Annotated in this window: 19 protein-coding genes; 8 read left to right on the forward strand and 11 right to left on the reverse strand. The window is 38.3% G+C overall.

All coding sequences use genetic code 11. From position 1 onward, the window contains the following. Nucleotides 1–267 precede the first annotated feature (267 nt). On the forward strand, nucleotides 268–936 hold the full coding sequence (locus tag SKA34_RS09585) for a hypothetical protein (RefSeq protein WP_006645320.1): 669 nt from the start codon (nucleotides 268–270) through the stop codon (nucleotides 934–936). Between the two features lie 133 nt (nucleotides 937–1,069). Further along, a complete protein-coding gene (locus SKA34_RS09590) occupies nucleotides 1,070–1,258 on the forward strand; it encodes a DUF4250 domain-containing protein (protein WP_005368511.1) in 189 nt (62 codons plus the stop codon). A gap of 51 nt (nucleotides 1,259–1,309) precedes the next feature. Here SKA34_RS09590 and SKA34_RS09595 read toward each other — a convergent pair whose 3' ends face one another. The 9 genes from SKA34_RS09595 to SKA34_RS09635 form a co-directional block, all read right to left on the reverse strand. Continuing rightward, nucleotides 1,310–2,221 carry a LysR substrate-binding domain-containing protein gene (locus SKA34_RS09595; protein ID WP_006645321.1) on the reverse strand — a complete coding sequence of 304 codons (912 nt, stop codon included), beginning with the start codon at nucleotides 2,219–2,221 and terminating at the stop codon, nucleotides 1,310–1,312. Between the two features lie 403 nt (nucleotides 2,222–2,624). After that, nucleotides 2,625–3,074, reverse strand: coding sequence for an META domain-containing protein (locus SKA34_RS09600; RefSeq protein ID WP_006645322.1), 450 nt, complete (start codon nucleotides 3,072–3,074; stop codon nucleotides 2,625–2,627). A 368-nt stretch (nucleotides 3,075–3,442) separates the two neighbouring features. Beyond that, complete coding sequence (locus SKA34_RS09605) at nucleotides 3,443–5,095, reverse strand: mechanosensitive ion channel family protein (RefSeq protein ID WP_006645323.1); 1,653 nt, start codon at nucleotides 5,093–5,095, stop codon at nucleotides 3,443–3,445. A 243-nt stretch (nucleotides 5,096–5,338) separates the two neighbouring features. Next, on the reverse strand, nucleotides 5,339–5,674 hold the full coding sequence (locus tag SKA34_RS09610; RefSeq protein ID WP_006645324.1) for a DUF1971 domain-containing protein: 336 nt from the start codon (nucleotides 5,672–5,674) through the stop codon (nucleotides 5,339–5,341). A 26-nt stretch (nucleotides 5,675–5,700) separates the two neighbouring features. After that, entirely contained in the window at nucleotides 5,701–6,336 is a 636-nt protein-coding gene (locus tag SKA34_RS09615; RefSeq protein WP_006645325.1) for an alternative oxidase, read from the reverse strand. A 176-nt stretch (nucleotides 6,337–6,512) separates the two neighbouring features. After that, a complete protein-coding gene (gene pstB / locus SKA34_RS09620) occupies nucleotides 6,513–7,262 on the reverse strand; it encodes a phosphate ABC transporter ATP-binding protein PstB (protein ID WP_006645326.1) in 750 nt (249 codons plus the stop codon). A gap of 16 nt (nucleotides 7,263–7,278) precedes the next feature. Continuing rightward, nucleotides 7,279–8,166 (reverse strand): phosphate ABC transporter permease PstA, encoded by an 888-nt coding sequence (gene pstA, locus SKA34_RS09625; protein WP_006645327.1) that lies wholly within the window; start codon nucleotides 8,164–8,166, stop codon nucleotides 7,279–7,281. A 5-nt stretch (nucleotides 8,167–8,171) separates the two neighbouring features. After that, on the reverse strand, nucleotides 8,172–9,083 hold the full coding sequence (gene pstC / locus SKA34_RS09630; protein WP_006645328.1) for a phosphate ABC transporter permease subunit PstC: 912 nt from the start codon (nucleotides 9,081–9,083) through the stop codon (nucleotides 8,172–8,174). A gap of 87 nt (nucleotides 9,084–9,170) precedes the next feature. Next, the gene (locus SKA34_RS09635; protein ID WP_006645329.1) at nucleotides 9,171–9,992 is read right to left on the reverse strand and encodes a phosphate ABC transporter substrate-binding protein; all 822 of its coding nucleotides are present in this window, start codon (nucleotides 9,990–9,992) and stop codon (nucleotides 9,171–9,173) included. A gap of 450 nt (nucleotides 9,993–10,442) precedes the next feature. On the opposite strand from SKA34_RS09635, the gene SKA34_RS09640 reads away from it, so the two are divergent. The 3 genes from SKA34_RS09640 to SKA34_RS09650 all read left to right on the forward strand — a co-directional run bounded on the left by SKA34_RS09640 (nucleotide 10,443) and on the right by SKA34_RS09650 (nucleotide 13,309). Next, nucleotides 10,443–11,357 (forward strand): LysR family transcriptional regulator, encoded by a 915-nt coding sequence (locus SKA34_RS09640; RefSeq protein WP_006645330.1) that lies wholly within the window; start codon nucleotides 10,443–10,445, stop codon nucleotides 11,355–11,357. A gap of 310 nt (nucleotides 11,358–11,667) precedes the next feature. Further along, nucleotides 11,668–12,930 carry a NupC/NupG family nucleoside CNT transporter gene (locus SKA34_RS09645; RefSeq protein WP_006645332.1) on the forward strand — a complete coding sequence of 421 codons (1,263 nt, stop codon included), beginning with the start codon at nucleotides 11,668–11,670 and terminating at the stop codon, nucleotides 12,928–12,930. 103 nt (nucleotides 12,931–13,033) lie between these two features. Next, a complete protein-coding gene (locus SKA34_RS09650) occupies nucleotides 13,034–13,309 on the forward strand; it encodes a hypothetical protein (protein WP_006645333.1) in 276 nt (91 codons plus the stop codon). 75 nt (nucleotides 13,310–13,384) lie between these two features. Here the strand turns inward: SKA34_RS09650 and SKA34_RS09655 are convergent, their stop codons facing one another. After that, complete coding sequence (locus SKA34_RS09655) at nucleotides 13,385–15,925, reverse strand: Ig-like domain-containing protein (RefSeq protein WP_006645334.1); 2,541 nt, start codon at nucleotides 15,923–15,925, stop codon at nucleotides 13,385–13,387. Between the two features lie 272 nt (nucleotides 15,926–16,197). On the opposite strand from SKA34_RS09655, the gene SKA34_RS09660 reads away from it, so the two are divergent. The 3 genes from SKA34_RS09660 to SKA34_RS09670 all read left to right on the forward strand — a co-directional run bounded on the left by SKA34_RS09660 (nucleotide 16,198) and on the right by SKA34_RS09670 (nucleotide 18,605). Further along, on the forward strand, nucleotides 16,198–16,581 hold the full coding sequence (locus tag SKA34_RS09660) for a DUF805 domain-containing protein (RefSeq protein ID WP_006645335.1): 384 nt from the start codon (nucleotides 16,198–16,200) through the stop codon (nucleotides 16,579–16,581). A gap of 286 nt (nucleotides 16,582–16,867) precedes the next feature. Beyond that, on the forward strand, nucleotides 16,868–17,011 hold the full coding sequence (locus SKA34_RS23610; protein ID WP_006645337.1) for a hypothetical protein: 144 nt from the start codon (nucleotides 16,868–16,870) through the stop codon (nucleotides 17,009–17,011). A 418-nt stretch (nucleotides 17,012–17,429) separates the two neighbouring features. Then, entirely contained in the window at nucleotides 17,430–18,605 is a 1,176-nt protein-coding gene (locus tag SKA34_RS09670) for an amino acid permease (protein WP_006645338.1), read from the forward strand. A gap of 284 nt (nucleotides 18,606–18,889) precedes the next feature. Here the strand turns inward: SKA34_RS09670 and SKA34_RS09675 are convergent, their stop codons facing one another. Then, complete coding sequence (locus SKA34_RS09675) at nucleotides 18,890–19,456, reverse strand: C40 family peptidase (protein WP_006645339.1); 567 nt, start codon at nucleotides 19,454–19,456, stop codon at nucleotides 18,890–18,892. Nucleotides 19,457–19,670: the final 214 nt, after the last annotated feature.

Genomic DNA, 19,670 nt, shown 5'->3' on the forward strand with positions numbered 1-19,670 from the left:
TAATCCTGATGATTAGAAGTAAAGGCTAAATAGTTAAACCTCTTTTTAATTTTATCCCTTTCACTATTAAAGATAGCCTAATCATTAAAAATTCTTATTATTAAGACTTTTTTAATAAAATATGCAAAATGCGTCTCAAATAGAATAAATGACGTTATTGGTTTATTTTAAAATGTCGTCTCAATTTAGAAAATCTAGCCATATATTCACATCACTGAATAACTCGGTATAATCGCTTTACTTTTTCTCTACTCAATGACGTTTATTATGGCAGGCTACTTAACCTTTCTTGTGCCCGCGCTACTTGGGGCGCAACTTATCCTTACCATTGTTTTGATGAAGGGCGAAATTTGTCCAGGTCAACGTGGTCGTGTTCATAAAATGTTACCTGTACTGCTTTTGGGTTGGTTACTTGCTGCAATCGCGCAACCCTTAGCCGTTTTACCGTTACTGGCATTAGCGTTCTTTACCATGAAAGTGAAAACAGGAAAAACACGTGATGCAGGGCCTATCAAAGTTTTATATGGCAGTGATGTATTCGCATTTATTTGTTGGCTTGTATTACTTCCAAGCTTAAATATGCCTGAAATCGCAATTAGCCTAGTCGCTATTGCGTTATATGGTAGCGCACTGGCCCATGTTTTACTGACTTTTGCTCGTACGCGTCTACAGGCATTTCACCGGATATTACCTTTTGTCGGCTTTATCAGTGCAATATTAACAATTTTATTTATGATCTGGCAGATCATGACTCTCGGTCAGTCAACAACAAGTCACCATATGATAGAAATCATTACTGCATTAGCATTAATGGTGATTGGCTTAGTGATTTGGGCAGGTCACATATTATTAAATAAAAAAGCGAACAATTGGCAGTTAGTGATTGCGCTTGCTGTGTTGATGTTTTCTGCGGGTTTACAGTTAGTTTTGTTTTAATAATAGGTATTGTAAACATTGAAATAGAGCCGCTTTTATAGCGGCTTTTTCGTATTGGTTATCTGCGTCTATGCTTAATAAGTAACATGAACACTTTGTGATTAAGTTATTTATGTAGGGAGTTGGACGGTGTATGGAAATTAACAATCTATTGAGTATGGATGGCAATATTGTCATCGGTATAGTGAATGAACGCTTACGTTTAGAATGTAGTAGCATGTCTGAATTATTGAGTCGTTATGAGCTAGATGAAGGCGAATTGACAGATAAGTTGGCACAGCTAGGCTACCAGTATGATCCAATAACAAATCAATTTCGCTAGTAAACTAATTTATAAATTAGCCTCATTAATGAGGCTTTTATTCTGTATGGATTATGCCGATTTAATGCCTTCTAAATGAAGCTGACATTGTTGCCTTGCCGTTGCAAAAAAAGCTTGTAGATAGTGACGTTGCTGTTCTGATGCTCTAATAGCGGCAAATAAACGTCGCCATAAACCTTGTTCTAACGGTTTACTTACGACTAATCCCTGCTGTGCAAAATCATGAATAGCCCAATTGGGTAGTGCGGCAACGCCTAATCCTGCTGACACCATTTGCACAAGCATCAAGGTATTATCCGCCTGTTTCCAAGCTTTCGGCTCTATGCCAGCAGGTTGTAGGAAATGCTTGACTATATCTAAGCGATTTTTTTGTACGGGATAACTTAGCATGGTTTGATCGGCAATATCTTGCGGCGTGATAAAAGGCTTTTCTGCTAAAGGGGAGTTAACACTAACGATTAATCGCATTTCAAAATCGAATAAAGGTTCATAATGGATTTCACTACGTGGCTGAATATCGGATGTGATCACTAAATCGAGCTCACCGCAAGCCAAAGCTGGTAACGGCTCGAAGCCAAAGCCTGATGAGAAGTCTAGTGTTACAGCTGGCCACTGTCCCTGATACTCCTTTAGCGCAGGCATTAGCCATTGAAAACAAGAATGGCATTCGATTGCCATATGCAAGCGACCATTAGCATCTTGTTTTATATTGGCTAGTTCATGTTCTGCATGAGTGATTTGCAGAATGATCGTATCTGCAAGGTTTAATAAAATATCACCTTCTGCAGTAAATTTGACAGGCCGAGTTTTTCGTAAAAATAGCTGACCACCAAGCCGCTGCTCAAGATCTTTTAATTGATGAGAAAGAGCCGATTGGGTCAAGCACAAGGTATTGGCTGTCGCCGTTAATGAGCCTGTATCACGTAATACTGACAATGTTCTAAGATGTTTTAGCTCAATCATGCTTATCTACGTCCTTGTGAAAGCGTATTCTTTTATAAACGTATCGTTTTTTGATACAGACGTAAACATCTAGATGGCTAAACGGCTATATTGGCGTGAATTAATTCATATCGCCATACTATCAACTTGATAAACATCCATAATCAGGGGGAATAGTTAAAGGTTGTTCAATACCACTCATTCTTTCAATGTTTAGACAACAGAAAGTACATCACAAATTTAAACCCTGATAGTAGTTTGAAAACACGTAACTAGTATGAAACTAAAGCTGAATTTGAAAATATGATCAGCCCAGCCGAAAAATCACACCAATAGTTACATTAAAACGGCAGTATAAATAAGTAAAATATAGAAATAAAAAAGGCAGCTTCAAGGCTGCCTTTCTGTTTTTTGTAGCAAATACTTATTTAACGTCAGCAACTTTTTTTGTGAACGTTAATGTGTGTTTTGTATTTGTCAGCGTTAGCGTGTCGCCAGAAATAGCAACTTTGTTCCAGTCTGATAGTGACTCAGAGAATGTTTGCTCAACTTTCATTGCATCGTCAGGACAAAGCATCATCGTCATCCCCATTTTTTCAATGCGTAGTTGACCATCTTTAAGCTCTGCTTGACCAAAGTAACGGTTGCAACCTGCGTTACCGTTAGCTGCAAGATCCGAACCTAGCTCTAGACTAGGAGCTTGGAAAGGTTCTTGTAATGTAAGAGCTTTGTCATCAATTTTAACTAATTCCCAATTGCCATTACTGATTTCGTTTGCAGTGGCTTTATGTGGTGCTGAGTTCATAGCACTGTTACCTGCACAAGCTGTTAGCATCAAAGGAAGTACCAAAACTGATAAAAGACGCTTTTTCATAATAATCATTCCTGAATAAATTCTATTTAAAAAATAGTAAAGCGTGATAAACACATTCTATTTTTAGGTCGGCGTTATTGTACGCCGTTTCTTTGAGTGAATAACTATAGCTTAAATTACCCTACCAGAGTATTACTTTACATTTTTTTAAGTAACCAAATGTAATTCGTTAAGCGAAGTAAAATATTATTGAAAGATTTAATTATTATAAACCCCTTATAATATTGTAACGTGTTATCGCTGATGAATCATTGTTTTAAGAGAAGAAGTGGATGTAACAGGGCATTTATAAAGTATGCTTAATAAAGCAAGCGCTAAAAGAAGGGCAAGGTATTACAGAGGTGATGTAATACCTTGCCCTTACTTATTTAAGCTTTGTTAGATTCAACTGCTTTTTCAACCATATGTAGATGTACATCTTGTTGCGGGAATGGAATCGAAATACCTTCACGATCAAAGCGCATCTTCACTTCACGTGTGATATCCCAGTATACTTCCCAATAATCGTCTGTTTTTGCCCAAGGACGAACAACGAAATCAACTGATGAAGCATTTAGGGTGTGAAGTTTAACTGTTGGTTCAGGGCTTCTAAGTACAGAAGGGTGTTCAGTCACAATTTCATTTAGCACATTTTCTGCTTTTTCAACATCATCGCCATAGCCAATGCCAAAGACCATATCAACGCGGCGTACTTTCTCGTGTGTCACATTTTTTATGATATCACCCCAAATTTTACCATTGGGTATCATTAGCATTTCATTTGTGAATGTTTTAATTGTGGTGTTAACTAGGCTCATATGGCTTACTTTGCCAGTAATTCCGCCTGCCTCAACAAGATCGCCTACATCAAATGGACGATAAATGAGAAGCATCACGCCAGCGGCAAAGTTTGCTAGGGTATCTTGTAAGGCAAAACCAATAATAATACCAGCAACCCCAAAACCAGTGAGTACGGGAGCAAGGTTTAGACCGACTTGAGATAAAGCAATCAATAAGCCAATTCCAAATACAATTTTACCTGACATCGAGATAAAAAATTCTTGCATTAGCATCGTCATTTTGAGGTTTTTGGCAGATACGGCCTTTTTCACCATCTTTCTAACAATATTTTTTAATGTTCTAAAAGCAAAGATGATTAAAACAAAAATGAATACTTTAAAAATTAGTTGGGGCAAGTTTGCTAGAAGCCAGTCTTTGAAATCTATTGTCCACCCTGAAGCGATTGACCAAATCACTTTACTATTTAATAAATCGTTAGTGACGTTACCAGTTTGTTCGAATAATATTTTCTTAAACTCAGCAGTATCAATGCCAATTTTATCTGCTACATCAATTAGTTGTTCTAGGGTCTCAGTGTCACTTTCTACTAGACGTTGCGCTAAAACCTGTGTGAGTTGCAGTGAGCCAGTTTCGCCTTCGGTTCCCGATTTTAATTGCTTGTCAGCAAGTTCTAGCGCTTCGCTATCAAAAGTAAGTGAAGCTGACATAAACTCTAAGCGATGTTCGACTTTATTGGTCAAATCCTTTACTGCTTGAGGTACAGGTTTTCCTAGTTTTTCTAACCATTGATAATTTTGCCACTCTTGTCTAATTATCATCGTAGAATTATTACGTGTTTCTTGTAAAGACTTTAATGCAACGAGTTTATCTGCATCTTTTGCTTTATCGAATGCTTCCTGATCTTGTATTGATTTATCATCAAGATATTTATTGGCTCGTTTCATAAAAATGACTTGCTTCTCAACTTGATCAAGCAGAAGTTTTTTATCCGAGTTTTTCTTGACAATAAGTGACGATAAAATGTCACGAACTTCATCATTTTTATTTAAAATCTGTGAACGAACAACATCTTTTGAAGAACCCTTCGCTTCCACTGATTCGTCGATTAATGATGATATTTCACTACTTAGTTGAAGTAGTTGCTCCACTTGAGGGGGCGCTGTAAGTTTAGGGGCGTCTGTTTTGCCCTCTGCAAAGCTAAGGGAAGACACAAGTAATAATATTAATACCAGAAAGCGCATAACGCGATTAACTCCTACTGGTTTAAACATAATTAAAGAAAAGCCATAGTGTACATTTTAAATTATGTAATTTTTTGCTGGCTATAAAAATAGGCGCAGATTATATATTAGTTTTAATGCAGATTGTTAGAAAATTGGAAGTTATAATTTGGGGTATTATAGTTAGATTTAAAATTTAACTATATGTAATATAGATAAAAACCACGATAATTGGTTGTTTATCGTGGTTTGATAATGATCTTATTATGAACGTTCATTTAAGTTCTGGCGCACTATCTCACTGTCTTTGTCAGCATAGAAATGTACTTGAAATTGTGTATCAGGCGTCATTAACTCAACTTTATGCCAATATTGAGGCGGGCTGATGAGTGAGTCGTTTGCTTGAACAACAACTTCTTGTTCGATTTCTCCCCGCCTTTCAGTAAAGCCATAAAATTTTAGAGTCCCAGATATAACACTAATTTTTCCGTATACACCTTCACGAGTGTTGTGCTCATGAACTAACATTTTCGGCACAGTGTCACGATTAAATATTGAGGTTGATTTATAGTTAACAAAGCTATTAGGAATCGATGGCATAAGTTCTCTCCAATATTTGTTCTTGATTAGGCTTGGTGAGCAGGTAACTCTTTGTTTTGATAACAATCAGCAAAGTTATGATTGCGATCGCGATGTTTAGCTTCATCTTCTCTGATTCTTAATACAACATCTCGCAGTTTTGCATCATCATGTAACTCATAGTAGTTAATTGCAATTTGTGGCGCTGCGACATTTTCAAGTTCACCACTATCAATTTTTTCTAAAAATTCGGTATAGCTTTTACAAGCTTCCTCTTCAAAGTATCCCACGACACGGTGTGCAATTTTGGATGAAGTGAGGTAAATAATACTGTACACACAGATGAAAACGGCTTGTCCTAATAATACGAGTCCACGTTCAACCCAGCTTGGTTTAGCGATGTCTAAAAAGATCATTAAGTGCATACGTTCATTATCTGCTTCACTTAATAACTCTTTGATCCAACCCTCATCATCTTTCATTCGGCGAAGGGCTTTTAAATGGTTAAACATACCAGCAACCATACCTGGTACTGCGGCAATAGTTTCTAAAATCACTGCACGTTTAGCGTATTTTTTTCCATAGAAAATATTAAGAGAATACTTGAGAAGCTGTGTGATTTTATACGCTAGGCGTTCAGAAAATTTATTGGTTTCTCTGTGTGTTAAAGCAAAATCTGACATTGGACTACTCGCTCTTTCTTAAACATGTATCAATGATACATGTTTAAGATATTAAAACAAGTATTCCAAATGCAACATAAACAAAAAAGCCTCTTCACAAGGAAGAGGCAAAAGTACCATCGCTATTATTATTCTAAAAAATGCGAAGAGGAAGAACGTTAATTAAATTCTATTAATTAACCAAAATCACCATTTACATAACCACGAGTGCGATCATCTTGAGGGTTAGTAAACAGGTTTTGCGTTTCATCATGTTCAACTAATTCACCCATAAGGAAGAATGCAGTACGATCAGAGATACGACGTGCTTGCTGCATTGAGTGAGTAACGATAACAATGGTGAAATCTTTCTTCAGTGACTCCATTAAATCTTCAATTTTCTTGGTCGCAATAGGATCAAGTGCGGATGTTGGTTCATCCATCAAAATAACTTCAGGTTTCATTGCGATTGTACGTGCAATACATAAACGTTGTTGCTGACCACCAGATAAACCAAAGGCATGTGATTTCAAGCGATCTTTTACTTCTTCCCATAATGCTGCACCACGAAGCGATTGCTCTACAATCTCATCAAGGGTTTTTTTATCTTTAACACCTTGCGCTCGAAGACCATAAGCAACGTTTTCATAAATACTCATTGGAAACGGATTTGGCTTTTGAAATACCATGCCGACTTTAATACGCAGTTGAGCCACATCAATATTGCCATAAACATCTTCGCTATCCATGGTCAGTGAACCTTTGATGCTTACGCCTTCAATAAGATCATTCATGCGGTTAAGGCAACGAAGTAGGGTAGATTTACCACAACCTGATGGACCAATAAGAGCCGTTACCTGACGATTTGGAATAGGTAAGTTAATTTGTTTTAGTGCTTGGTTCTGACCGTAGTAAAGATCTAGGTTTTCAATATTAAATTTATTCATTTTATCTTCCTCAGAATTAGTAAGTCGCAGTGTTGAAACGGCTAGCAATTAGTTTGGTAATTAAGTTAATGATAAGAACAATTACAATAAGAACAGTGGCAGTACCGTATGCCTGATTCCATTCATGAACGGTGTAAAGTTCTTGGGTTAACTTATAAAGGTGCACGGTAAGCGTTCGACCAGAGTCGAAAACACTTTCAGGTATACGTGCAACCATACCTGCGGTCATAAATACCGGTGCGGATTCGCCAATAACACGACCGACACTGAGGATGATAGCAGTTACAATTCCTGGCATTGCGCTAGGAAGAATAAGTCGCCAGATGGTGTAAATTTTAGATGCGCCTAAACCATATGAACCTTCACGGTAGGTTTGAGGAACAGCCATTAGTGCTTCTTCTGTGGTTCGAATAATAACAGGCAGAATCAAAATACTGAGTGTTAATGCGCCTGATAAAATTGAATAGCCAAAACCCATAACCACAACGAAGAATGTCATACCAAATAAACCATAAATAATTGATGGAATACCGGCGAGTGATTCTGTACAGAATCGAATGACTTTAACTAAACGACTGCCTACTTTTGCGTATTCGGTTAAGTAGATAGCCGTCATAATACCTAATGGTGCTGCAACTGAAATAGAAGCAATAACCATATAGATAGTTGAGACGATCATTGGCCAAATTCCTGACTCTTTACCAATCGTGGTGTAGCCAGAAGTAATAAAGGACCAATTAACATGGGCTAGACCATTACTTAAAATGTACCAAATAACCCAAAGTAAAAAACCAACCGTAATACCTGCTGATAACCAAATTAAAGATAAAGCGATCTGATCTTTACGTTTTTGTGCTTTAGGATTGGCTTTAGCCAATGCCGATGTATTTGCTGTTAATGACATAACTATTACCTCGCACGCTCACGGTTTAAAAATAAAAGCGCACCGTTTAGCATCATGATGAAAACCAGAAGGACAATACCTGTAGCGTACAATGCACTGGCGTGAATACCGGTTGCGTAAGACATTTCGATTGCAATATTCGCTGTTAAAGTACGTGCAGACTCTAATAAACCTTCAGGCATAGCAGGGGAGTTACCCATCACCATGATGATAGCCATCGTTTCACCTAGAGCACGAGCAACACCTAAGATGACGCCAGTCATGATGCCTGAGCGAGCTGCCGGAACCAGCAGTTTGAAAATGGTGAACATCGATGATGCTCCCAATGCTAAAGACCCTTCTTTATAAGCACGAGGTACAGCGCGGATAGAGGTTTCAGATACCGTAATAACTGTTGGTAAGATCATTACTGAAAGCACGATGATACCGGCCAGAATAGTGTTACCGGCAGGGACATTAAACACTTCTTGGATAAGAGGCACGATAATAACTAAGCCAAAGAAACCATAAACTACAGAAGGAATACCAGCTAATAGTTCGATCATTGGACGAATTAAATCGGCTAGACGTTTTGGGGCTACTTCTGCGATAAAAATAGCAGTTAAAACACCAATGGGTACACCTAACACGACAGCACCAGCCGTTGAAACGAGTGATGCGACAATCATTGGTGCGATACCATATAGCGCTGGTGGTAACCAATCAGTACCAAGAACGATACCTGCTACACCAGCTTGAGCAAAGGCTGCATAACCTTCGCGGAAAATAAAGTAGCCAATGGTAACTAGAGATAATATGCCGATAGCGGCACTTAACATAAATAGATTTTTAAAGAATATTTCTCGCCAATCAATTCGTTTTTTTGATTTTAGCGAAGAAGTGTTCTTTGCTGTTTTTTCAATATTCGCGATGGTCATTACTTACTCCAGAACCAGTACAAAAGTGACCAGTTACTGACAAACAAAAACACGCTCAGCCCTAATGAGCTGAGCGTAAAATACTAATTAATGTGTAGAGATGAAGCCTTTGTTTTCAACAATTTTTTGTGCGTCTGCTGTTTTCATCCAAGATAGGAATTTTAGAGCTTCAGCTGATGGACGACCTTCTTTGTAAACAACAAGGAAAGGACGCTGAACTGTGTAGTCACCAGATTTGATTGCAGCAACAGATGGTTGGTGACCGTCGATAGCTAGCGGTTTAACAGTGTTATCTACTGAACCTAAAGAGATATAACCAATAGCAAATGGGTTGTTTGCAACTGTTGTTTTCAGCTGACCATTACCACTTGCAACTTGTGCTTTTTGTGAAATAGCTGAAACTTTTACGCCATTGATTTCTTTCTTTAGTTTCATGATGTCTTCAAAAGCACCACGGGTACCTGATGCTGTATCACGTGTAGCAACAACGATTGGCTTATCTTCACCGCCAACTTGTTTCCAGTTAGTTACTTCACCTTTATAGATTTTTGCAACTTGCTCTTTTGTTAGGTCTGAGACAGAGTTGTTGTTATTAACAACAACAGCGATACCGTCACGAGCAATAACTACTTCTTTTACTTCTGGCGCTTCTTCTGATGCTTTAAGTGCACGAGAAGACATACCAAAGTCGGCTGAGCCATCGTGTGCAGTACGAATGCCTGCTGATGAACCTGGGCCTTGAACTTCTACTGTTACGTCGTTTGCTTTCGCGTAAGTCTCACCAAAAACTTCCATAAGCGGTGTTACTGAGCTTGAACCTACAACAGAGATAGTTTCACCTGCAATTGCTGCAGAGCTAGCTACCATTGTTCCTGCTAAAGCGATTGCACCGATAATCTTTGTTTTCATTTCCCTAGTCCTTCGTGGTTGCTTATTACTGTAGATTTAAATGAACGTGACAAAGGTTAAGAAAGTTTTATGACACTTATGTTTCAGAACTTTGAAGACTCTATGAATGTTGTCATAAATACTTAATAGGGATTAATTAGAGCTTTAATTTAATGATATTAAAGCGGTGGATGCATTTTATTGCTATTTGGTATCTTGTTGTTATGAGTTAATCTATATAGTTTGAGCTGGGTGTGAGCGATTTTTCACCTATTTACTTGCTCGAAAGTTGAATGTTTCGATATGTCGTACTTAATCGTTGCTTGATAGAAGCTTATTTATGAAGTGAATTGAAGACGATATATCAGAAAGTTGTTTGACACTTTATCTATAGTAAAATGAGCTATTGTAATGGACAGTTAAATTGTAATTACTTCCCAAACAGACTTTTTATGTTAATAAAGGCTATCGATGTTAAAAAAAGCGCAGCAGATGGTGGTGTTTAATGCTCTAACCAAGCAGAAGAGTTTTACAAGGGCTGCTCAATTACTGGAAATTTCGCGTACCCAAGTGAGTAAACTGGTTCAACAATTAGAGGAACGTCTTGGAGTACAGCTAGTACAGCGTACAACACGATCTTTTGCGTTAACGGAATCGGGGAGAATTTTTGCGAAACATTGTGAAACCGTTGTCGATGAAATTAATGAAGCAGAAAGTGAACTGTTGATATTTGGTGATAGCCAGCAAGGATCGTTACGAGTGGGTATTGCCCAGTCATTTGCTTCAAATCATGTGGCGCCTTATATCAATGAGTTTCATGAACAAAACCCATTAGTTGACCTTGAACTTAGCTTATTTGATCATCGTGTTGATTTGATCTCAGAGCAATTAGACTTATGGATAGGTTTTATGGATTCTCCTCCTGAAGGTTTTGTTGCTCGCCACTTAACAAATTGTGATTTCGTTTTAGTCGCGAGCCCTGATTATTTAGCAAAGCATGGTGTGCCTTATCATCCTGATGATTTACAACATCACAACTGTATTACGTATTTTAGTCGTGAGCGTAAAGACAATATTTGGAACTTTAGTCTAGGTAATGAAGAACAACATGTGAAGGTAACTGGCAATTATCGAGTGGACTCTGCTGATGCGATACGTGATGCAACCATTTCTGGTAATGGTATTGGGTACTTAGCGACGTATTTATTAAAAGATGAGATCCGCCAAGGTAAATTAATTCGGTTAATGCCGAATTGGCAGTTAACACAACATATGCCATTGTATGCTGTTTATCCTCGTCATAAGTATTTACCATCGAAGGTTAATCTTTTTATTGAGTTTATTCGTGAACATATTGAGTTAGGGAATATCTCATGTCAGCTTTAATGAGTCATTAAACTATTTCTGCTAGTAAGTCTTTATTTTCACCAATCATATGATGTAAAAAACAGCAGCGTGACGCAAACGGTTAGCTAAACGCTGTTTTAAACGTTCCTGATTGTAAACTATGGAAACAATAGTATCCCCTATAGGAACCAATCAAACGCATTTCGTTTGCTTAGCTTGAAAAATACTCATTTTCTGTGTTTTTTGTTTCTCAATTGTTAAATCCAATAACAATTTGATCCTTGTCACATTTTTATTTCTCAATAGAATCCCCCCGCAATCGTTTACTACTACACATTGGAGAATGACCATGCATTATTTGGTCGGCATCTTAGGCATTATTGTTATTTTTTCCGTTGGTTTTTTATTTTCAGAAAATCGTCGTGCAATTAATTGGCGCAGCGTGTTGGGTGCATTTTGTATTCAAGTTATTTTTGCTGGCTTCATTTTATATATTCCTATTGGTCGTGTAGTTTTAAACAGCGTATCCGGTGCTGTGTCAGGTATCCTTGAATATGGCCATGAAGGTACGGAATTTCTTTTTGGTCAATTAGCACAATTTAAATTGGGTTTCATTTTCGCTGTTAACGTTTTGCCTTCAATTGTGTTTTTCTCTGCGTTGATCTCTGTACTGTATTATTTAGGCGTTATGAAATGGGTGATCAGTAGTATTGGTGGTCTATTACAAAAATTATTGGGCACAACACGTACAGAATCAATGTCAGCAACGGCTAATATTTTTGTGGGTTCTGTAGAAGCCCCTCTAGTTGTTCGACCATTTCTGTCTCGAATGACACGTTCAGAATTATTCGCAGTAATGGTTGGCGGTTTAGCATCTGTTGCTGGTGGTACTATGGTTGGCTACGCAGGTTTAGGTGTTGAACTTAAGTATTTAATCGCGGCAAGCTTTATGTCTGCGCCTGCAGGTTTGATGATGGCAAAATTGCTTGTTCCTCAAACTGAAGGTGTTCACACCATGGAAGAAGAAGACGATGGTGAAGAAGACGAACCGGTAAATATGGTTGATGCAGCATCTCGTGGTGCGTTAAGTGGTTTACAAATTGCAATGGCAGTCGGCGCAAGCTTACTGGCGGTTATCAGCTTAATTGCGCTTGTGAATGGTGGCTTAGGTCATATTGGTAACTGGTTAGCCTCTGTTGGTCAGTGGTTAGGCTTTAACTGGGATGGTTTACATCAACTAAGCCTTGATATGATCTTTGGTTATCTATTTGCGCCTGTTGCGTGGTTAATTGGTGTGCCGTGGTCAGAGGCAACAACGGCTGCCAGTTTGATTGGTACTAAAATTGCGGTAAACGAATTTATTGCATTCGCTGATTTAATGAAGCCTGAAACTGTAGCTAAATTAAGCGAACACTCCCAAGCGATTGTGACCTTTGCATTGTGTGGTTTTGCTAACTTAACCTCAATTGCAATGTTAATGGGCGGTTTAGGGGGTATTGTCCCACAACGTCGTCCTGAGATTGCTCGCTTAGGTATGAAAGCTATTTTTGCCGCAACACTTGCAAACTTAATGAGTGCGACACTGGCAGGTTTATTTATTCCTCTTTCATAGTAATATATGAAGAGTAGAGTTGAACAAAACAGAGAGCTTTGGCTCTCTGTTTTTGTATATGTTGTTTCAAGTCGCGATTAAATAATAAAAGGAAACGAATATCATGAAATCTGATGTGGATAAGCTTGTAGCAAAACATGCTGAACTCATTCATAGCGATGGATTGAAAGTTCGCTCACATACTCAGCGAGAAGAAGGTGAGTGGATCCTGCATACTTTGATGATTGAAGGTTACGATGTTCCATTTAAATTTAAGCGAAAGAAAAAATATAAAACCTTAAATGGCTGTAAGGTGAATATGACGTATTACCCTGAAGTGATGAATGTGGCAGGATTTGAGATTGAAACGATGAAAGTAGTTCGAATTAAGCGCTATTAATTGATTTTCCTTATTTCAAAAAAACGCCAAGATGCATTAGTAGCAATCTTGGCGTTTGCTTATCATGTTTACGGGTTAACGTTGGCTATTCATTTGTTGAAGCTTATCTCCGATAGGACCAGAGAAATTAAAGCCATCATGAACATCCCAGTTTATTGACCAGGTCATTACACCCCCAAAGTTAGGATAAAGCTTAGTCGGTACTACCGAGCCACAGCTACTGCCTTTGGTTACACAATCTAGTGCATCAATAATATTTTGTGTTGGTGCTTGTCCAGAATTCGCGGAACTTGATCCTGACGGCAAGCCTATCGCAACTTGATCATCGCGAAGTGGTGAAAATTGACTGCCATCTGCCAGTTCAAACCCTTCTACTAACATTTTGACTGAAGCCACCATCATATCAACCGATCCTTCAGGGGCTACTCCTGACGTATATGGATTTGCTAAGCCACCGTTGTTATATAGCTGTACATGCAGCAGGTTTAGCATGTCACGTAACTCATTTATCATCGGGATGTAAGCGCCCCAAATTCCTGAGTAAGCAATCATACCGCCTTGAACATAAGGATGTTCTGGTGCCATGGTTAAATACATATCACCACCAATGTTGGCTTCTATTTGTTTTAACGCAACAGGTAAACGAGCTTGGATCTCTGTACCATGAAGTAAGTTCGATCCACTTTCTAAATCAATATCTAGCCCGTCAAATCCCCATTCATTAATAATATCGGTCAAGCTTGAGACAAAGTTTGCTTGGTCTGCATCGTTATTTAAAGTGATAGTTCCTTCAGCACCACCAAGAGAAAGAACGATGATTTTACCTTGTGCGCGTAATTCACGAACATCATCTTTAAATTGTTGTGGATTAAGCGGTTCACAACTACTGCGAATGTCACCGTTGTATAAATTAAAGTGAACAGTACCGTCGCTGTTGCGGTCATTATCAGCAAATGCGATATCGATAATATCCCAAGCTGGCGAGATATCACGAAGACGAATCGGACAGCCAGAGCCATTAACGAAGTTATGCCAATAGCCAATTAAGTTATGTTGAGTCTCAATCGGCTCTTGCACTTTTACACTTGCTGCGGTTGATAGTGCGGTTTCACCGTTACCATTCGTAGAGAGGGCTGTGACAGTGTAATTACCTGCAGATTGCGCCGTCCAAGAACTGCTGTAAGGTGCAGTCTTATCGGTTGCAACAACATTGCCGTTAATAATGAAATCAACTTGTCGAACATCACCTGTTAGTGCCGTCGCTGTTGCAGAAAGGGTGAGTGATTTACCTAGTGTGACAATAGAGCCACTACTTGGAGATGTTAAGCTAGTGACAAGAGCCTGATCGCTTACAGTAACCGTGGCGCTAGCTTCATTCGTGTTCGCTTCATTATCAGTGGCAACGGCTTTAATTGTGGTATTACCTAAATCTGATGCTAACCACTGTGTGCTATAAGGGGCTGTGAGATCGGTGTCAATAAGTTGTTCGTTAGCATAGAAACTGACTTGTTCGATAGTACCATCGGCATCAGTAGCATCAGCATCAATCGTCAGAGTTGTTCCTGCTAATACCGTTTGCTGAGCATTAAGAGAGGTGATCTTAACGTCAGGAGCAATGGCGCAAATTCCTAAATCTGTCCATGCATCTGTCCAATACTGTCCCTCACCAGGCTTATAAGCCCAATCAGATGATGATGAACACCAACCTGCGACGTCACATCGGTATTTATGATTATTACTCTTTACTAAATCGCCAGTTAGATAATCAGTACCAGATTTAAAGGTTGGAATATCACCACAACCACCACCAACAATAACGTTATCAACAGTGAGAGTTATCGCGCTTGACGTAGTTGTACTATTTTCATTATCTGTTGCTTTGGCTGTAATTTGATGATTACCAGCCGTTGACGTCCATTGTGCAGTGAATGGAGCAGAAGAACTTGTTGCGATTAGTTGGTTATCAACAAAGAACTCTACCTGAGTGACTGAGCCATCTTTATCTTCGGCATTGGCTGTGATCGTTACCGTATCGCCTTCAGAGATAGTGGTATCAGATGTTGGTGAACTAATTGAAATACTTGGCGCAAGGTTTTCACTCGCTGAAACGACACTAATATTCACAACATCTGTTGTAGTGGCATTTTCATTATCCGTTGCTGTGGCAGTAATAGCGTGGTCGCCAAGCACCGTTGTCCAGTTAATTTGGTATGGGGCTGTATCGACAATTGCAATAGATTGTTGGTTTATGAAAAACTCAACATGTTGGATAGAACCATCTTTATCACTTGCGTTGGCAGCCAGCGTAATACCTGTTTGCACAGTTAATTGTGCATTGTTAAGCGGTGAGAGTAGTGTCACGGAAGGAGCTTGATTTCCACTGCTCGTGCAGCTATCAACAAATGTCCATTCTTGCCAAGGGCCTGAGTGGCTCGATGGCTGATTGCCTTGAGACCACCAATTTGCATTATATATGTTATTGTCTTGTTGGACTTGGCTACCGCCACTATAGGCTATATCTGCCAGCCATTCAGCCATATTAGAACAATCTGCTGCATGAGCATGCGATGTGCTAAAGGCGACGGCTAACGCACAGGTAATAAGTGTCTTTTGCATTGTCTATCCCTATTGCAGTTAAAATTCCTCGAAAGTGAGTAAAAATAATAATGCGAGATAAAGTGAATAAATGTTAAAAACAAGGTGCATGTTTTTTTAGGCTTTACTAAGTCACTCACAGTCTAAATAGAATACAAATTGAATGTCATTTTTATTTTTGAGCTTTCTCACAACAAAGAGGTAGTTAAAATTGCTTGGCTATAGTTATGAAAAGGAATACATTTTGTGTAAGAGGCTTATTAGCTTTGAAATATCGGACTAAAGGAAGAAAAATGGATTGGTATCTTGCTGTTTTAAAAAAATATGCGCAGTTTAATGGTCGTTCACGCCGAAAAGAGTTTTGGTTTTTTACACTCTTTAGCGCTTTGATCAGTATGGCATTGGGGTTTGCCGATAGTGTTTTAGGTCTACCATCAATTGGGGATGGTTACGGAGTATTAGCTGCACTATATTCACTGTTTATTGTTATTCCTAATATTGCCGTGATTGTGCGTCGTTTGCATGATCAAGATCGTACTGGTTGGTGGGCACTGATCATGTTTGTTCCGATTGTTGGTATTTTAGTGCTTCTCTATTTCATGGTACAAGACAGCAAGCCAGGTGATAACCGATTTGGTCCAAACCCAAAGCATAATGAAGGTTCATTCACGGTGTAAATACCAATTAATCATCATATTTAACGTAAAGCTCAGACAAAAGTTCTGGGCTTTTTTGTGCGCAAAATTTAAGCAGCTAATTAAAAAAAGTAAAAATTGCTAAATGTACCCTTGCATATCTTAGTGTGTTTGGTAAAAAGAAATGAGCGAATATGGAAAGCGCGGTTATTTTTGTAGGAGGCAACGATGCTTATTGCTGATAAATTATTAAGTAAAGCAATTCAAGAGCAAGTAAAGCGTGAAGGTGCTTTGAACGCCTTAGAAACCGTATATTCAAAAGCGCGTTATGCACACTTTTAAGCGTGTGAAATGGGGCTCTCAGTTCTTTGATGGGATTCAGTTTGGCGATGGTAGCTTGATTGCTGTAAAACCAGGCTCATTTAACAGCTTAACTCTCGTTAGTCTTGCTTCAGAAAAGCACATGGGGTGAATAAACCATCCTTCTTAGTATTAATCTCGTTAAAGCACTCTATGAGCCTTTAGTTAATAAGCACTGAAGGCTTATATAAGCAGATTGCTGGTCTGAGGATATAATCTATTATTTCATTCTTTAGAAATGTGTTTTAGTATGGCAACAGATGAGCGATGTTCGTTTTGACCGAAATGAAGCATCATGACCACTCATCATTATTAATATCGTTTTTGGAGTACGATTAATGTTGTGTAACTTTTCTATTCATCAAGTTCAGCGACAATGCTCGTTGGCTGTCTTTTCGAACCTATCTTTATATTCATCTCGATTTAGTCACGGCTATTAATTAGCCGCCAATCTAAAGATTAAAAATCATTTGATAATGAGCAGCCATAAGCTGAGGCTTTGTGTTGCATATATAAAGTAAGGGTATTGTGTGAATTTAAAATTAATAGGTAGCTCGCTGATTATTGCGGGTACGGCACTTGGTGCAGGAATGCTCGCTATTCCAATGGTATTGGCTCAGTTTGGCTTATTGTCAGGCACAATTTTAATGTTGATTATTTGGAGCGGAACTACGTACTCAGCGTTATTATTACTTGAAGCCAGTATTAAAGTTCGTGGTGGTTTAGGTATGAATACTATCGCGAAGCAATCATTAGGAAAGGGTGGACAGTTAATCACTAATGGATTGTTATACGCACTATTAATCTGTTTATTAATGGCTTACATCATTGGTGCCGGTGATTTAGTCCATAAAATGATACTGAATTTAGGTTTAGATATCTCGTTAGTTCAAAGTCAAATTCTGTTTGCTGTTATTGCTGGTGGTATTGTCGCAGCTGGTACTGGTGTGATTGATAAGCTTAATCGAGTGCTGTTCCTCTTAATGCTAGTAGTGCTTATTATTACCCTTTTTGCTCTTGTCCCTAATATGACATTGACGCATTTCTTCACAGCTTCAAATGACAATAATATTGATTTAATTAAAACAAGTGCAGTTCTGTTCACCAGTTTTGGATTTTTCCCTGTTATTCCATCCTTAGTGTCTTATAACGACAAAGCCACACATGCTCAATTACGTAATATGGTTTTATTGGGTTCTCTCATCCCATTGGTGTGTTACTTACTTTGGCTTTACGCTGTTGTGGGAAGTTTATCTTACGAACAGTTAACACAGTTCAATAATGTTTCCGAGTTAATTAATGTACTGGCAACTCGTTTTGAAGGCATCCATGTCATTCTTTCATTATTTACAGGACTTGCACTGCTGACTTCATTCTTTGGTGTTGCGCTTTCATTATTTGACCAAAATATTGATTTATTTAAACAAAATCGTGCGGTGACGTATGTTTTAACCTTTATTCTTCCATTGTTAGGCGCCATATTTGCTGCAGATAAATTTTTAGCCGTATTAAGTTATGCGGGCTTAATCATGGTGTTTATTGCAGTGTTTATCCCTATGATGATGGCTCTTAACTTGAGAAAAGCTGATGGTAAGACACAAACAGCAATAAGTAATGATGCGTATTACGAAGTTGGAGGTGGGCAAATTGCAATGATGGTTTGTTTTGGCTTTGGTTTGTTCTTGATTGGAGCGCAAGTTATTTAAATCAAGCATAATCACAAAACTTGGGGCTGATAGATTGACCGATCTTTCAGCCCCTTATTCTAGGTATGTATTAAGTGACCGACTTAGACATACCATACAGAGAATGACTATTGGAGTGCGATAAGCATATCGCTAGCAAACACTGTTATTTTTCTAAATAATACAAAGTTTCTGGGAGTAGGGCTAGATGATGAGAATTTTAGGAAATCTTACAGCGTAAAGAAATGATTACAGAAAAAGGGAGCATGATGCTCCTTTATCGCTGAGTTGCTCGATTATTTTCTCTACATTTTGATCACTGTTAAATAACGCTTTGGATAACCACTTTTATAATAGTCGGTCTCAGTTACACCAAAGTGTTTTTTAGATGAAGAGCTATGAACAAATTTCAATGTATTTTTACCCACTTCAGTAATAATACCGGCATGACCTGGTTTACGAATTCTTGGATTTGTTCCTGTAAAAACGATGAGGTCGCCTACTTTGGCATGTTTTAGTGATACTTTTTTATTATAAAGACTAGGGTAAGCCGCAGTGGTACGAGGTATTGAAATATCGTACTTGTTATAAACATATTTAATGAAACCAGAGCAATCAAAACCTTTAGGTGTTGTACCACCCCACACATACTTTGTACCAAGATACTTACGTGCGAAGTTGATCATATCTTGTTCTTTGTTTAGTTCAGTTTTTGAAATAGGTGTAACGGATGGTTTAGCCACTGTTTTAGATATCAGAGGTTGTTTTGAGAGCGTCTTTGGCTGCGGTGATGCATTTACCGTTGTTTCACAAGCAGTAAGAAAGCAAAGTGAACAGGTGATAAGTGCTAATGAGGATTTAGGTAATGTCATAACGTTATGTGCGCTTGCAGTTTAAAAAGGGTAAAGATGTTTCATCATAACGGTTTGATGAAAATAGTGTTAATTTTTTACTTGAATCACTTCACATTAAGGTTATTAAGTCATCGCTGCTCAATAAAAGAGTAATAAATTTATAACGTAAATTGTTGTATTAACTATTAATGTTAGTGCTTTAAGGTAATAAAGTGAAATCCATAGTTTGTTT

The organism is Photobacterium sp. SKA34 (assembly GCF_000153325.1).
Lineage (GTDB): Bacteria > Pseudomonadota > Gammaproteobacteria > Enterobacterales > Vibrionaceae > Photobacterium.